This is a genomic window from Pseudomonas sp. 06C 126, from assembly GCF_001855215.1.
GTDB classification, from domain to species: Bacteria; Pseudomonadota; Gammaproteobacteria; order Pseudomonadales; family Pseudomonadaceae; genus Aquipseudomonas; species Aquipseudomonas proteolytica.
In genome coordinates, this window is sequence record NZ_MIFU01000090.1 from 55804 (window position 1) to 71164 (window position 15361).

Below are 15361 nucleotides of genomic sequence, written 5' to 3' on the forward strand. Positions count from 1 at the left end.
CGCTTGCTCGGTACCTAATAAGAAAGATAAAAGGTGACTCCCATGCGAATGACCAAGCGTTTCAGTGTGTTTGCTGCTGCCGCAGCCTTTGCCACAAGTACTGCAGCACTCGCCGCCCCCACATTTATCAACGTGCTGACGGGGGGTACCAGCGGCGTGTATTACCCGATCGGCGTGGGCCTGTCGCAGCTCTACAGCAATGGCATCGAAGGGTCGAAGACCTCGGTGCAGGCCACCAAAGCGTCGGTAGAAAACCTCAACCTGCTACAAGCCGGTCGCGGCGAGCTGGCCTTTGCCCTGGGTGACTCGGTAGCCGATGCGTGGAATGGAGTCGAAGAGGCCGGCTTCAAAGCCCCGTTGCAAAAACTGCGGGCGATTGCCGGCACCTATCCGAACTACATCCAGATCGTTGCCAGCCAGGAGTCCGGCATCACCACCCTGGCCGACCTGAAAAACAAGCGCATCTCCGTCGGCGCGCCGAAATCCGGCACCGAGCTTAACGCCCGCGCGATCTTCAAGGCGGCTGGCCTGAGCTATGAAGACCTGGGCAAGGTCGAGTTCCTGCCTTACGCCGAGTCGGTCGAATTGATCAAGAACCGCCAGTTGGACGCCACCTTGCAGTCTTCGGGCCTGGGCATGGCGGCGATCCGTGACCTGGCCGCAACGATGCCGGTCACCTTCGTTGCCATTCCCCCAGAGGTCATCGCCAAGATCGACAACGCGGCCTACCAGGCCGGCACGATCCCGGCAGGCACCTACGACGGTCAGGCCAGCGATGTACCCACAGTGGCCATCACCAACCTCCTGGTCAGCCATGACGGTGTGCCCGATGACGTGGCCTACCAGATGACCAAACTCATGTTCGACAACCTCGATCGCCTGGGCAATGCCCACTCGGCCGCCAAGGATATCCAGTTGGAAGGCGCGGCCAAGGGCCTGCCGATCCCGCTGCATCCGGGCGCCGAGCGCTTCTATACGGAGGCAGGCGTCCTGTAGGCGGCAGGTGGGTGCTGTGTGCAGCACCCACCGCTGCGCGCACTTGCCTGGGTTGCGAATAAAACCTTCGTACATCGCGCATCGGGTTTTGTTGGTCTATCGACGTTGTAACGTGGGAGTACCCGCATGAGTGAGCAAGACCAAAGCCTCGCCGCCAATCCCAGGGATTGGCCCCGAGCACTGTTTTATGTCGCGCTGTTGTTTTCCGTGTTCCAAATCATCACCGCAGCCTTCCATCCGGTCTCCAGCCAGATTCTGCGGGCCGTGCACGTGGGTTTTTTGCTACTGGTGGTATTTCTGTGCTTTCCGGCGCGGGGCAAGGCCCAGCCCTGGCAACCGCTGGCCTGGCTATTGGGGCTGGCCGGGATGGCCACGGCGTTCTACCAGTGGTATTTCGAAGCCGCGCTGATTCAACGCTCCGGCGACCTGAGCGGCAGCGACATGGTCGTCGGCCTGGTGCTGATCGTGCTGGTGTTCGAAGCAGCGCGGCGGGTGATGGGGATTGCCTTGCCGCTGATCTGTGCGCTGTTCCTGGCTTACGGCCTGTTTGGCCAGTACCTGCCGGGCGAGCTGATGCACCGCGGCTATGCCATCGACCAGATCGTCAACCAACTGGCCTTTGGCACCGAGGGGCTGTACGGCACGCCGACCTATGTCTCGGCCACGTACATCTTCCTGTTTATCCTGTTCGGCGCGTTCCTCGAACAAGCCGGGATGATCAAACTGTTCACCGACTTCGCCATGGGCCTGTTCGGCCATAAGCTCGGTGGCCCGGCGAAGGTGTCGGTGGTGTCGTCGGCGCTGATGGGCACCATCACCGGTTCGGGGGTGGCGAATGTGGTGACCACCGGCCAATTCACCATCCCGTTGATGAAGCGCTTTGGCTACAAGTCGGCGTTTGCCGGCGGCGTGGAAGCGACCTCGTCGATGGGCAGCCAGATCATGCCGCCGATCATGGGCGCGGTGGCTTTTATCATGGCCGAGACGATCAACGTGCCGTTCTTCGAAGTGGCCAAGGCCGCGTTGATTCCGGCCATGTTGTACTTTGGCTCGGTGTTCTGGATGGTTCACCTGGAAGCCAAGCGTTCCAACCTGTGCGGCTTGCCCAAGAGCGAATGCCCGAACCCCTGGGCTGCGGTGAAGCAGCGCTGGTATCTGCTGATCCCGTTATTCGTGCTGATCTACCTGCTGTTCTCCGGACGCACCCCGTTGTTCTCCGGCATGGTCGGCCTGGCACTGACCTCCATCGTCATCCTGGGCTCGGCGATCATACTGCGGGTGTCGTCCACGGCCCTGCGTTTGGTTTTCTGGATCGTCCTGGGCGTGCTGTGTGCGGGCTTCTTCCGGCTCGGTATCGGCATGGTGTTTGGAGTCGTGGCGCTGTTGGTGGCGGTGTGCTGGTTCATCAAGGGCGGCCGCGACACCCTGACAATCTGCCTGCATGCCCTGGTTGAAGGCGCACGCCATGCCGTGCCGGTGGGCATCGCCTGCGCGCTGGTGGGGGTGATCATCGGGGTGGTGTCGCTGACCGGGGTGGCCTCGACCTTTGCCGGCTACATCCTCGCTATCGGCCAGGACAATCTGTTCCTTTCGCTGGTACTCACCATGCTTACCTGCCTAGTGCTGGGCATGGGCATACCGACCATTCCCAACTACATCATCACCAGCTCGATTGCCGCGCCGGCCTTGTTGGACCTGGGCGTGCCGCTGATTGTGTCGCATATGTTCGTGTTCTATTTCGGCATCATGGCCGACCTCACGCCGCCGGTAGCGCTGGCCTGTTTCGCGGCGGCACCGATTGCCCGGGCAAGCGGCCTGAAAATCAGCCTGTGGGCGATCCGCATCGCCGTGGCCGGGTTTGTCGTGCCGTTCATGGCGGTGTACGAGCCGGCATTGATGCTGCAGGGCGACAGCCTGCTGGCGACCCTGTATGTGGTGGCCAAGGCGCTGCTGGCCATCGGTATCTGGGGCGCGGTGTTCACTGGCTACCTGCTGACCAGGCTCAGTGGGTGGGAGCGGGTGGTGGGCTTTGCCGCCGGCGCCAGCCTGATTCTGGCAACGCCGTTAAGCGATGAAATCGGCTTCGTCCTGGCGGCGCTGTTGATTGCGCAGCACTGTTGGCGTGCCCATCGCGCCCAGGTGGCTGCGGTGTGATCGGTTTGTGCCTGGGCTTGGCGGGTACGGTGTGGGCGCAGGTCCCCACGCCGGCCTTCACCCTGGCCTGGACGCATACGATCGAGAAAGTGCGCTGGGAAGAGGATTACCGCGTGACCCCGGAGGGGTTGGTGCTGGGGGAGGCACGGGTCAAGGGCTCGGGGGCCGGTATGGAGATTCCGGACGGCGCCCAACTGCGCGAGGGCAGCTGGCATTACCAGCGTCAGTTGCCCCCGTTGCAACCCCTGCGCTTGGGGCGAACCCCTGAGGCCGGGGATTATCAACTGTGTTTCAACCAGCACTGCCACTGGATAAGTACCTGGCTTGGCCCGCCACAGGCGAGCCAGCCAGCATTGGAACTCTGGAGTTGTGAACTGGCGACGTACGGCGCCCAACCCAGTGCATTTCAAATTGCCATCAAACCCGGAACTGATCCATCAAGCCTTGTTGCTGATTGGCCAGGCTATTGAGTGTCTGGCTGACCCGGGCCGACTCATTGGCCTGACCCGACAGCGACTCGGTCACGTCGCGAATCGTCGCCACGTTGCTGTTGATCTCCTCGGCCACCGCGCTTTGTTGCTCGGCGGCGCTGGCGATCTGCAGGTTCATGTCGCTGATCACCGTCACCGCATCGCCGATCTGGCGCAATGCCGTTACTGCCTGGCCGACCTGTTCCACACTGCCTTGGGCCTGGCGATGGCTGTTGCTCATGGAACTCACCACTTCCTGGGTGCCGTTTTGCAACTGCTCGATCACCTGGCGGGTTTCTTCCACCGACTCCTGGGTGCGCCGTGCGAGGTTGCGCACTTCATCGGCGACCACCGCAAAACCACGCCCGGCCTCACCGGCACGGGCAGCTTCGATGGCGGCGTTGAGGGCCAGCAGGTTGGTCTGTTCGGCAATCGCGCGGATCACTTCCAGCACAGAGCCGATCTGCTCGCTATTGGCCGCCAGGCCTTCGACCTGGGTCATCGCCGTACTCATATCGGCGGCGAGGTGGCCGATGCTGGTGGTGGTGCGGTCGATCACGGTCAGGCCTTCGCGGGTGGCCTGATCGGCATCGCGGGCGGCGTGTGCGGCCTGGGCAGCGCTGCGGGCGACGTCCTGGGCGGTGGCGCTCATCTCGTGGGAGGCGGTGGCCACCTGGTCGACCTGGCGGTATTGCTGGTCCATGCCGGCACTGGTCTGGCTGGCAATCGCCGCCGATTGGTCGGCGGTGCTGCGCGCGTCCTGCACCGAGCGTTTGACCTCGGCAATGATCGGTTGCAGCTTGTCAAGGAAACGGTTGAACCAACTGGCCAGTTCACCGAGTTCGTCGCGCTTGTCGTAGGCCAGGCGCCTGGTCAGGTCGCCTTCGCCGCTGGCGATATCCTCCAGCATGCGGGCCACGCCGAGGATTGGCCGGGTGACGCTACGGGCCATCAGCCACACCAACAGCAAACCGACAATCGCGGCGAGCAAGCCCAGGCCCAGTTCCAGCAAGGTGCCTTTGGTGTTGTCGGCATCCAGTTCGGCCTTGAGGGCTTGGGCGGGGCCGATCAGGACTTGTTCCGGCACGTCCAGCAACACGCCCCAGGACTTGCCATCGGGAATTGGCTGGAACGGCGCCAGCACCTTGAGTTGCTGGCCGGTGCGCAGGCTGTAGGTTTGGGTACTGTTGGCCATGGCACTGATCAGTTGTGCGCCGCTGGTGGTGTCGACGCTGTCCAGGCGCTGGCTGAGCTTGCTTGCATCCGGGCTGTAGCCGGCGAGCAAACCTACCGGGCTGATGATGCTGACCTTGGTCTGGCCGTCATACAGCTTGCGGCTGGCATTCTGGCTGACCGCCTGCAGGCTGTTGAGGTTGATGTCCACCGACAGCGAGGCGATGACTTTGCCATTGACCGTGAGGGGGAACACGATGCTGGTGAGCAACACGTTTTGCCCGTCGATCACATAGAAGTACGGTTCGATCACGCACGGTTTGAGGGTAGTGCGCGGGCAGGTGAACCAGGTGTTGGCCTTTTCGCCGCTGGGGCCGACGCTGGTGTCGGACATGTCGCTTTCCGGCAGTGCCATCGAGGTCAGCTTGCCGGGTGTCGGCTGCGACCAGTACAGGGCGAAGCGGCCCTTCTCGTTACTGCCCAGCTCGTCCTGGCCGGTAAACAACTCATCCTTGCCATCCAGGGCATTGGCTTCGAACACCAGGGAAAGGCCCAGCAGGTCCGGATTGGCCTGCAGCGCGGCCTTGACTTGGCGCGTCAGGTCTTCACGCAAGTCAAAGGCATCAAGGAAGCGCTTCTCGGCCTGTTCCCGCAAAAACAGCACCTGGCGCGAAAAACCATGGCCGTACTGGTAAGCGTCCATAAACTGTTGGCGGATGCCCAGCGCCTGGACTTCCCCCTGGGCTTCGATGCGCGATTGAGCCGCGACATTGAGCATCTGCGTGCTGGAGGTCTGGACCCTATGTGAGCTCTGATCCATCCGATACAGCGAAAGACCCACTAGCAGGGTCACGATCCCCAACAGACAAAGGCCGGCGAGGAGGGTGATTTTCCATTGAATGGACAGCTGCCTGAGCGACATGGAGATCTTTTAACCTTCGTTACGACAGAGATGATCCGTTGTATCGGCCGCCCGGTTTTTTTCTTTATTCATACGATCAATTGAATTCTGATTACGACGTCGCGCTTTGACATGGCGTGTCGGCTGCTGCAAAGTGCGCGCCCTCTAATAAAACGCCTTTTCTGCGTGTGCCGTGGTCGCCATTTGGCCAGGGTGCCGGCGCGTGTTGTTTTTATGTTTCTGTCTTGAGGTAACCATGATTAACGCAGTAATCGCCGCGGTCGGCACCATGCTCGTGCTGAGCCTGTCCCGCGTGCATGTGGTCATCGCGATCATCGTCGGCGCCCTGGTCGGCGGCTTGACCGGTGGTCTTGGCATCGACGCGACACTCAGCGCATTCAACAGCGGCCTGGGCGGCGGCGCCACGGTGGCGCTGTCCTACGCATTGCTCGGTGCTTTCGCGGTGGCGATCGCCAAGTCCGGCCTGGCCCACGCCCTGGCGGACAAGGCGCTGCTGCTGGTGGATCGCCAGGAAGCGACGGGCGGCAGTCATGTCAAATGGCTGCTGATCTGCCTGCTGGGCGCGGTGGCGATTGCCTCGCAGAACATCCTGCCGATCCATATCGCCTTTATCCCGCTGCTGGTGCCGCCTCTTCTGTATGTGCTGACCAAGTTGCAGATTGACCGGCGCCTGATCGCCTGTGTCATGACCTTTGGCCTGATCACCCCGTACATGTTCCTGCCGGTGGGCTTCGGCAACATCTTCCTCAACCAGATCCTGCTGGCCAACGTCGCCAAGAGTGGGGTGGATATCAGCCAGGTCAATGTGACCCACGCCATGGGCATCCCGGCGCTGGGCATGGTGTTCGGCCTGTTGGTGGCGGTGTTTATCAGCTACCGCAAGAAGCGCGTCTACGACCTGGAGAAAATCGAGCGGGTCGAGCAAGTGGCGGTGCAATACAACCCGCTGACCCTGCTGGTAGCCGGGCTGGCCATTGCCTCGGCGTTTATCATTCAACTGTGGCTGGACTCAATGATCATTGGTGCCCTGGCGGGTTTCCTGATCTTCTCGGTGTCGGGCATCGTGCGCTGGCGCGACACCGATGACCTGTTCACCGAAGGCATGAAGATGATGGCGATGATCGGCTTCATCATGATCGCGTCCTCCGGGTTTGCCCAAGTGCTCAAGGCCACCGGCCAGGTGCAGACGCTAGTGCAGGCCTCTGCGGCGTTTATCGGCCATAGCCGTGGCGTGGGCGCGCTGTTGATGTTGCTGGTGGGGTTGCTGGTGACCATGGGGATTGGCTCGTCGTTTTCCACGGTACCGATCCTGGCGGCGATTTTCGTGCCGCTGTGTGTGCAACTGGGCTTCAGCCCCCTGGCCATTGTCTGCATCGTCGGCACCGCTGGCGCCCTGGGCGATGCCGGTTCGCCAGCGTCGGACTCCACCCTGGGACCGACCTCGGGTTTGAACATCGACGGCCAGCACCACCATATCTGGGACACCGTGGTCCCGACCTTCCTGCACTACAACCTGCCGCTGCTGGTGTTCGGCTGGTTTGCCGCGATGACCCTCTGACCTCTCCTGTAGGAGCGAGCTTGCTCGCGAAGGATTCAAGGGCACCGCGTCCATCCAGGATGCCCGTGTTATTGCCGACGACTTTCGCGAGCAAGCTCGCTCCTACAGTTTTTTCTCTCAGGGCCGTTAACCCCTTAACGTTGCCCTATAAGAGAGAAGATCCATGCGTCTGAGTCTGAAGGCCAAAGTCCTGTCCCTCGCCGTACTGCCGGTGTTGCTGTTTGCCGTGGTCATCAGCCTGACCACGGTATGGATCCTCAAGGAACAGGCGCGCAGCGAGGTGGCTGAAACCCGCGAGCGGCTGCTCAACAATGCCAAGGCCACCCTGCAGAGTTACGTGGAAGTGGCGATGAGCACCATCAAGCCGCTGTACGACGCCGCCGCTCCTGGCGATACGCAGGCGCGGGCGCAGGTGGTCAAGCTGTTGTCCAACACCACCTACGGCAAGGACGGATATTTCTTTGGCTACGACTCCGAGACCATCCGCCTGTTCAAGGGCAACAGCCCCGACGGTGTGGGCAAAAGCTTCAAGGACAACCGTGACCCCAACGGTGTCTACGTCAACCGCGACCTGGTGAAGGTCGGCAAGGACGGCACCCACTACCTGCAATACAGCTCGACCCAGCCGGGGCAAACCGAACTGGTGCCCAAGCTTGGTTACACCGAATACTTGCCCAAGTGGGACATGGTGATCGGTACGTCGGTCAACCTCGACGGTATCGACGCCCTGGTCAGTGAGGTGGAAGCCAAGGTCAACGAACGTATGGAAGGGGTGTTGTTGAGCATCGTCGGTATCGCCGTGGTCCTTCTGTTGCTGATTGCGGCAGTGGGCATGGTGCTGGCCAATACCATCCTGCGCCCCTTGCACCTGATGAAGGCCAACCTCGACGACATCGCCGCCGGCGAGGGTGATTTGACCCGCCGCCTGGCAATCACCAGCCAGGACGAGTTGGGTGAACTGGCGGGTTCGTTCAACCGCTTTGTCGACAAAATCCATGGCTTGGTGCGCCAGATCACCGACATGACTTCGCAACTGACCGGCCTGGTCAGCCAGGTATCCGAGCAGGCCCACCGTTCGGAACAGGCGATGGAGCGCCAGCGCCAGGAGACTGACCAGGTGGCTACGGCGATCAACGAAATGTCGTCTGCCGCCCATGAAGTGGCCCGCAGTGCCCAGGGCGCCGCGGTGGCGGCGCAGCAGACCGACGCCGAAGGCCAGGCCGCCAAACGCGTGGTGGATGGCAGCATCGCGCAGATTCATGCACTGGTGAATGACATCCGCAGCAGCGGCGTGTCCCTGGACAGCCTGCAACAGGACGTATCGTCGATTGTCAGCGTGCTCGGGGTGATCCGCTCGATTGCCGAGCAGACCAACCTGCTGGCCCTCAACGCCGCCATCGAAGCGGCCCGCGCCGGTGAAGCCGGACGTGGCTTTGCGGTGGTGGCCGATGAAGTGCGCGCACTGGCCAGCCGCACCCAACAAAGCACCCAGGAAATCCAGGGCATGATCGACCGCCTACAAAAGGGCACCGAGGCGGCTGTGGAATCCATGCGCCGCTCCAGCGATGCCGGCGACGGCACCTCGGCCCAGGCCAATGAGGCCGGGGCGTCCCTCGATACCATGGCGCAGTTGATCGGCACCATCAACACGATGAACGCGCAGATCGCCAGCGCCGCGGAAGAGCAAACCGCCGTGGCGGAAGAGATCAACCGCAGCGTGCATCAGATTGCGGTGGCGGTGGACAGTGTGGCGGACGAAACCCAGCAGGGCGCGCAGACTTCACGCAGCCTGGCGGATCTGGGGCAGCGATTGGGGCAGTTGGTGGGGCAGTTCAGGATCTGACCTGGCAATTGCAGTGCTTGTTCTGGCCTCATCGCGAGGCCCGCTCCCACATTTGACCCTGTTCACAGACCAAGTGTGGGGGCGGGCCTCGCGATGAGGCCCTCACAGATACCTACACATCCCGCATCAACAACCCAAACCCGATATCCATCTCCAACGGCACCGGCACATACACCGTATGCCCATCCCCGGGCGCCACCTCGATCGCCTCGCCCTTGGCGTTATGCATCCTCCCCAAGTCAAAATGGAAATTCCCCGCCGGGGTCATCAACTCCAGGTGGTTGCCCAGCGCAAAGCGGTTCTTCACCTTGACCTCGGCCAGCTCCCCGCGCCGCTCGCCGGTCAACTCGCCGACAAACTGCTGGCGCTCGGAAACCGAGCTACCGTTCTGGTAGTTCTGGTACTCGTCATGCACATGGCGGCGCAGGAAGCCTTCGGTGTAGCCGCGCTGGGCCAGGGATTCGAGGTTGGTCATCAAACCACGGTCGAACGCGCGCCCGGCCACCGCGTCATCAATGGCCTGGCGGTACACCTGGGTGGTGCGCGCCACATAGAAGTGGGATTTGGTGCGGCCTTCGATCTTCAGCGAGTGCACGCCCATCTGCGTCAGGCGCTCGACGTGCTGTACCGCCCGCAGGTCCTTGGCGTTCATGATGTAGGTGCCGTGCTCGTCCTCGAAGGCCGGCATCTGCTCATCGGGGCGGTTGGCCTCCTGGAGCAGGAACACCTGGTCGGTGGGCGCGCCAAGGCCCAGGGTCGGTTCGGGCTGATACTGCTGGACGATATCGCCCACGCTGTTTTCGACGGCGGGGCTGGCCTGGTACTTCCAGCGGCAGGCGTTGGTGCAGGTGCCCTGGTTGGCATCGCGCTTGTTCATATACCCCGACAACAGGCAGCGCCCGGAATAGGCCATGCACAGTGCGCCATGCACAAACACTTCCAACTCCATGGCCGGCACTTGCTGGCGGATTTCGGCGATTTCTTCCAGGGACAGTTCCCGCGACAGGATGATCCGGCAGATGCCTTGCTGTTGCCAGAACTCGACGCTGGCCCAGTTCACCGTATTGGCCTGTACTGACAGGTGGATCGGCATCTGCGGGAAGTGCCGGCGCACCAGCATGATCAAGCCGGGGTCAGACATGATCAGCGCGTCCGGGCCCATGGCGATCACCGGTTCCAGGTCCTTGAGAAAGGTCTTCAGCTTGGCGTTGTGCGGCGCGATGTTGACCACGACATAAAAGCGCTTGCCCTGGGCCTGGGCCTCGGCGATACCCAGGGCCAGGTTGGCGTGGTCGAACTCGTTGTTGCGCACCCGTAAGCTGTAGCGCGGCTGGCCGGCGTAGACCGCATCGGCGCCGTAGGCAAAGGCGTAGCGCATGTTTTTCAGGGTGCCAGCGGGGGCGAGCAATTCGGGAGCGAGGACAGGGGGCATGGGGATTCAGGTCGCAAAAGGGCGGCAGGGTAGCCGAGCCGGGCCGGGCGCTTATTGATCTGGGTCTACGCTGTAGAAATAAAGATGGCACTCGCCGGATGCGCGGTGGACTAAGCAACAGGGCGCGCTGGGCGCCCGGCGTTTTTCTGGTACGGATCGGACATGAACCAAACGAATCTGCAATTCAAAACCCTGCTGTTGCTGCTGGTCGTAGTGACTGTCGGCTTCTTCTGGATCCTGTTGCCGTTCTATGGCGCGGTGTTCTGGGCGATCATCCTCGGGATCATTTTTGCGCCCATGCAGCGGCGCCTGCAGCTCAAGTTTGGCTGGAACCGCAACCTGACGTCGCTGTGTACCTTGATGGTGTGCCTGGTGATCGCGATTTTACCGGTGATCATCACCAGCGCCTTGCTGGTGCAGGAGGGGGCGACGCTGTACAAGAACGTCGAGAGCGGCAAGCTGGATGTGGCGGGCTACATCGAACAATTCAAGAACTTCCTGCCGCCGTACTTCCAGCACCTGCTGGACCGCTTCGGCATGGGCAACCTGGAGGGCCTGCGCGAGAAAATCGTCAAGGGCGCGATGCAGGGCAGCCAGTTCTTCGCCAGCCAGGCGTTTAGCTTCGGCCAGGGCACCTTTGATTTCCTGGTGAGCTTTTTCATCATGCTGTACTTGCTGTTCTTCCTGCTGCGCGACGGTCCCGAACTGGTGCGCAAAGTGCGCACGGCGGTGCCGCTGGCCGAGCCGCAGAAGCGTCGCCTGCAACTGAAATTCAACCGCGTGGTGCGCGCGACCGTCAAAGGCAATGTGCTGGTGGCGGTGACTCAGGGCGCATTGGGTGGCCTGATCTTCTGGTTCCTGGACATTCCCAGCGCGTTGCTCTGGGCGGTATTGATGGCGTTCCTGTCGTTGCTGCCTGCGGTGGGGGCGGGGATTGTGTGGGGGCCGGTGGCTGCGTACTTCCTGCTCAGCGGTTCAATCTGGCAAGGAGTGGTGCTGGCCTTGTTCGGGGTATTTGTGATTGGCCTGGTGGACAATGTGCTGCGCCCGATCCTGGTGGGCAAGGACACCAAGATGCCGGATTACCTGATCCTGATCTCGACCCTGGGCGGGCTGTCGGTGTTCGGCCTCAATGGCTTTGTCATCGGCCCGTTGATCGCCGCGCTGTTTATCTCCAGCTGGGCGCTGTTTGTCGAGACCAAACCCCGGGTGCGGCTGCCATTGCCCTAGGCTGAGAAGCAGTGGGCCATCTTGCGGGACAGGGCGTGGGCGTCGGGCAACGATGCCAGGGGCCCGCTGATGGCTTCACCGTCGCGTACCAGGTACCAACAGGCGAGCAAACCCAGTTTGCGCAGGGGGCCGGGGACGGCACTGCCAACGACGGACATGATCTGGATAGTGGGCATATGTACCTCCATTGCTGATGGAGTTCACCTTACGGCGGCCGAGCGGCGAGGGAAAATCACCCTGCTCGATAGTCAACATCACTGCCATCGAGGCTGCGCCGACAGGGCTCAGTCCACCACCTGGTCCAGCATGTGCAGCACTTCTTGTTCATTGAGCAGGCCCTTGTGGACCAGGTTTTCTGCCAGCAACGAGAGAAACTTGGCGCTACGGTGGCCTTCAAGGTGCTTGAGTTCAGTCAAGGCGCTGTAGACCTTGCTGGAAGTGCAGAGGCCGGCGGTGCGGTGCGGGTTTTGTGTGGGCATGCTGGGGCGTCCTTGTTGTTATGACCTGTTATGGGGGACCGTTTCGATAGTGAGAGTGCCGCGTGACACAAACATGACAGCGCGCCCCCCGGTTGGGCAAGTACACTTTGGCCTTAATAATGTCGGATTTAACGGTCGGCGATGTCTCCATAACGACCCCGGCGAGATTTATTCAGACCCTGCACCCACAAAAAAGCCCCGCCTGGAATGCGGGGCTTTGTATACCGGGCTTACCAGCCGCGCCCGTAATAGCCTCGGGGCGGGCCGTAGTAGCCGCGTGGGGGCCCGTAATACACCGGCGCCGGGCGGTAATAAACCGGCTGCTGCACGTACACCGGTGGTGGCTGGTAATAGACCGGTGGCGGGGCGGCATACACCGGCTGCGGCTGGTAGTACACAGGTTGTTGCTGCACATACACCGGCCGATCATGGCTGGCGATCACTGAGCCCACCACGGCTGCGCCGACAACTGCACCCAAAACGGCCGGGCCACCCCAACCACCACCATGGGCGGAGGCTTGGCCGGCTACAGCAAGTGCACCGATCAGCAAGGCGATCCTGGGGATTTTACGCATCATGGTCTTTCCTCGGTTGGCCCCTGCGCTTGTGGTCTGAGACTCAAGGATTGTCGCGGGGATACTTTTAAGACAACGTATTTCAGCAAAACAGCACTGCCGCTAGGTAAAGGTTGTGTAAGGTCTGTACCGATTTGCTTACTTGAAGAGGAGTTACCGATGCTGATGAACCCCAACAAGGACACCCAGTTGTGCATGTCGTTGTCGGCCCGCCCGGGTAATTTCGGCCTGCGCTTTCATAACCATTTGTATGAGCAGTTGGGGCTGAATTTTTACTACAAGGCTTTCAGCAGCCAGGACTTGAACGGCGCTGTAGCCGGGATCCGCGCCTTGGGCATTCGTGGCTGTGGGGTGTCGATGCCGTTCAAGGAAGCCTGTATCGAACTGGTGGATGAACTCGACGACTCGGCCCGCGCCATCGCCTCAATCAACACCATCGTCAATACGGCCGGCCACCTCAAGGCCTACAACACTGATTACATCGCCATCGAGCAACTGCTGCAAAAGCACGCGGTGCCCAAGGACTCGACCTTTGCACTGCACGGCAGTGGCGGCATGGCCAAGGCCGTGGCCAGTGCCTTGCGTGACGGTGGCTACGCCAATGGCCTGATCGTTGCCCGTAACGAAGTGGCTGGCCGGGCCCTGGCGCGCAATCTGGGGTATGAGTGGCAGGCGACATTGGGTAACGCGCGGCCGCAGATGCTGGTCAACGTAACGCCCATCGGCATGACCGGCGGCGCCCAGGCCGAGGACCTGGCATTCGAGGCCGACGCCATTGATGCGGCAGAGACTGTATTCGATGTGGTGGCGATCCCCGCCGAAACGCCGGTGATCGTGCGTGGCCGGGCCCAGGGCAAGCGGGTGATTACCGGCCTGGAAGTGATCGCGATCCAGGCACTGGAGCAGTTCGTGCTGTACACCGGCATACGCCCGACGGATGAGCAGTTCCAGAAAGCCGTAGCGTTTGCCCGACAGGGCTAAGGCAGGCCTTGTAGGAGCCGGCAAGCCGGCGATGGCGGCAAGGGCCTTATCGCCGGCAAGCCGGCTCCTACAAAGGGGCGGTTATTCGAGGCGTGAGAGGCGCTCTTCCAGCGCCGCAATCCGCGCCTCCAGCTCCTCGATGCGCTCCAGAGAAACCCCGCTGCCAGCGCTGCTGCGCTCCACCGGGCTGCCACGGGCGGCCAGGATCGCCTCGATATCCGCCGGGTCACCCAGGGAGTGGGTGTAGCGGTCCTCACGCTGGCCGGCCTGCTTGGGGACCAGCACGGCAAGGTCGCGGGCGATCAGGCGTTCGAGTTGGTGTACCACCTGCTCGGCATCTTCAAAGTCATGCATGCGCCCGCTGCGGGTCAGCAATTCATTGACCGTCTGCGGGCCACGCAGGAACAACAGGCCAGTAAGAATCACCTGCGCCGGCACCAGTTCCAGGGCCTTGTCCACCCGGTGTTCCCAGCGGTCGGCACGGCTGCCCATCACCAGTTTGGTAAACCCCTGGCCTTCCAGGGCCCGCAGGCTCTGGCCAACCTGGCCCTGGCTGAGGTTCATCACAGGTTCCCGGCTGGTTTTCTGGTTGCAGGCCAGGACCAGGGCATTGAGGGTCAGCGGGTAGGTTTCCGGGTTGGTGGCCTGCTTTTCGATCAGGCAGCCCAGAACACGGATTTCCGTGCTGTTGAGGCGCGGCTCGGAGGAGGTGGTGTCGTGCTCGGCGGTCATCGCGCTTTCCCTATGCAGTGAACCCACTAGCCTAATCCCGAAAAAATAAAAGACAAGCAGCGCTCATGTCTATAATCGCGGCTGTTAAAACCCTGCCACCACTGTCGAGACTGTCATGACTATTTCCCTGTACGCCGCTTCCCTTCCGGTCTTCAAGCAAATGCTCAACGCTTTGAGCGATGTGCTGAACAAGGCCGAGGCCCACGCCACCGCCAAGAACATCGACCCAAACGCCTTGCTGCAAGCGCGCCTGTTCCCGGACATGTTCCCGCTGGTGCGCCAGGTGCAGATCGCCGTGGATTTTGCCAAGGGCGTTTCCGCGCGTCTGGCCGAGATTGAAGTGCCGAAATACGAAGACAACGAAGTCACCTTCGCTGACCTGCAAGCGCTGATCGCCAAGGTTCTGGGGTTCATCGACACCATCACCCCGGCGCAGATCGATGGCAAAGAAGGCATCGAGATCGTCACCCGTCCGGGCACCCCTAAAGAGAAGCGCTTCAGCGGCCAGTCCTACCTGTTGACCTACGGCCTGCCGCAGTTCTTCTTCCACGTCACCACCGCCTACGCCTTGCTGCGTCACAACGGTGTGGAAGTGGGCAAGCGCGACTATATGGGCGCGTTCTAATTACTGAGTAACACCGCAAAACAAATGTGGGAGCTGACTTGTGTGGGAGCTGGCTTGCCTGCGATGGCCATGAGTATCTACACAACTCTCTAATACTTCTGGGCTCTGGGTTTTGGGCTGATGTAGGGGGCATATCCATTGCTGCGGTAACGGCGGCCATGGGTTCCGCCCTTACGGCGGCTCACTTTTGA

The 15361-nt window shown here is 61.6% G+C and carries 13 protein-coding genes and 2 pseudogenes; 9 read left to right on the forward strand and 6 right to left on the reverse strand.

From position 1 onward, the window contains the following. The first annotated feature begins 42 nt into the window (after positions 1-42). The 3 genes and pseudogenes from BHC62_RS16655 to BHC62_RS16665 form a co-directional block, all read left to right on the forward strand. Positions 43-996, forward strand: coding sequence for a TAXI family TRAP transporter solute-binding subunit (locus BHC62_RS16655; protein ID WP_070995559.1), 954 nt, complete (start codon positions 43-45; stop codon positions 994-996). A gap of 126 nt (positions 997-1122) precedes the next feature. After that, positions 1123-3150, forward strand: a complete 2028-nt coding sequence (locus tag BHC62_RS16660) for a TRAP transporter permease (RefSeq protein WP_070995560.1) — start codon at positions 1123-1125, stop codon at positions 3148-3150. Continuing rightward, positions 3147-3533, forward strand: a pseudogene (locus BHC62_RS16665) (DUF1850 domain-containing protein); the annotation flags it as partial. The gene BHC62_RS16660 and the pseudogene BHC62_RS16665, both read left to right, overlap by 4 nt. Before the next feature lie 34 nt (positions 3534-3567). Here BHC62_RS16665 and BHC62_RS16670 read toward each other — a convergent pair. Then, a complete protein-coding gene (locus BHC62_RS16670; RefSeq protein ID WP_070995562.1) occupies positions 3568-5715 on the reverse strand; it encodes a methyl-accepting chemotaxis protein in 2148 nt (715 codons plus the stop codon). A gap of 238 nt (positions 5716-5953) precedes the next feature. On the opposite strand from BHC62_RS16670, the gene BHC62_RS16675 reads away from it, so the two are divergent. The 3 genes and pseudogenes from BHC62_RS16675 (at position 5954) to BHC62_RS29355 (ending at position 9116) form a co-directional block, all read left to right on the forward strand. Beyond that, positions 5954-7273, forward strand: coding sequence for a Na+/H+ antiporter family protein (locus BHC62_RS16675; RefSeq protein ID WP_169391222.1), 1320 nt, complete (start codon positions 5954-5956; stop codon positions 7271-7273). Between the two features lie 163 nt (positions 7274-7436). Continuing rightward, positions 7437-8258: pseudogene (locus tag BHC62_RS29350) on the forward strand (cache domain-containing protein); the annotation flags it as partial. A 102-nt stretch (positions 8259-8360) separates the two neighbouring features. Beyond that, a complete protein-coding gene (locus tag BHC62_RS29355; RefSeq protein WP_371128921.1) occupies positions 8361-9116 on the forward strand; it encodes a methyl-accepting chemotaxis protein in 756 nt (251 codons plus the stop codon). Between the two features lie 112 nt (positions 9117-9228). On the opposite strand, the gene yegQ is transcribed toward BHC62_RS29355, so the two are convergent. Then, on the reverse strand, positions 9229-10548 hold the full coding sequence (gene yegQ, locus BHC62_RS16685; protein WP_029296634.1) for a tRNA 5-hydroxyuridine modification protein YegQ: 1320 nt from the start codon (positions 10546-10548) through the stop codon (positions 9229-9231). A 162-nt stretch (positions 10549-10710) separates the two neighbouring features. On the opposite strand from yegQ, the gene BHC62_RS16690 reads away from it, so the two are divergent. Beyond that, complete coding sequence (locus BHC62_RS16690; protein WP_029296631.1) at positions 10711-11778, forward strand: AI-2E family transporter; 1068 nt, start codon at positions 10711-10713, stop codon at positions 11776-11778. Here the strand turns inward: BHC62_RS16690 and BHC62_RS16695 are convergent. The 3 genes from BHC62_RS16695 to BHC62_RS16705 all read right to left on the reverse strand — a co-directional run bounded on the left by BHC62_RS16695 (position 11775) and on the right by BHC62_RS16705 (position 12835). Beyond that, positions 11775-11954 (reverse strand): hypothetical protein, encoded by a 180-nt coding sequence (locus tag BHC62_RS16695; protein ID WP_070995565.1) that lies wholly within the window; start codon positions 11952-11954, stop codon positions 11775-11777. The genes BHC62_RS16690 and BHC62_RS16695 overlap by 4 nt on opposite strands. 108 nt (positions 11955-12062) lie before the next feature. Next, a complete protein-coding gene (locus BHC62_RS16700) occupies positions 12063-12257 on the reverse strand; it encodes a hypothetical protein (protein ID WP_029296627.1) in 195 nt (64 codons plus the stop codon). A 230-nt stretch (positions 12258-12487) separates the two neighbouring features. Continuing rightward, positions 12488-12835 carry a hypothetical protein gene (locus BHC62_RS16705; protein ID WP_029296625.1) on the reverse strand — a complete coding sequence of 116 codons (348 nt, stop codon included), beginning with the start codon at positions 12833-12835 and terminating at the stop codon, positions 12488-12490. A 156-nt stretch (positions 12836-12991) separates the two neighbouring features. On the opposite strand from BHC62_RS16705, the gene BHC62_RS16710 reads away from it, so the two are divergent. Beyond that, positions 12992-13813: a shikimate 5-dehydrogenase gene (locus BHC62_RS16710; protein ID WP_070995566.1), complete on the forward strand. Its 822-nt coding sequence runs from the start codon at positions 12992-12994 to the stop codon at positions 13811-13813. A gap of 81 nt (positions 13814-13894) precedes the next feature. On the opposite strand, the gene BHC62_RS16715 is transcribed toward BHC62_RS16710, so the two are convergent. Beyond that, positions 13895-14545: a YceH family protein gene (locus BHC62_RS16715; protein WP_029296621.1), complete on the reverse strand. Its 651-nt coding sequence runs from the start codon at positions 14543-14545 to the stop codon at positions 13895-13897. Between the two features lie 115 nt (positions 14546-14660). Here BHC62_RS16715 and BHC62_RS16720 point away from each other — a divergent pair, with 115 nt between their 5' ends. Then, positions 14661-15170 carry a DUF1993 family protein gene (locus BHC62_RS16720; RefSeq protein ID WP_070995567.1) on the forward strand — a complete coding sequence of 170 codons (510 nt, stop codon included), beginning with the start codon at positions 14661-14663 and terminating at the stop codon, positions 15168-15170. Positions 15171-15361 lie beyond the last annotated feature (191 nt).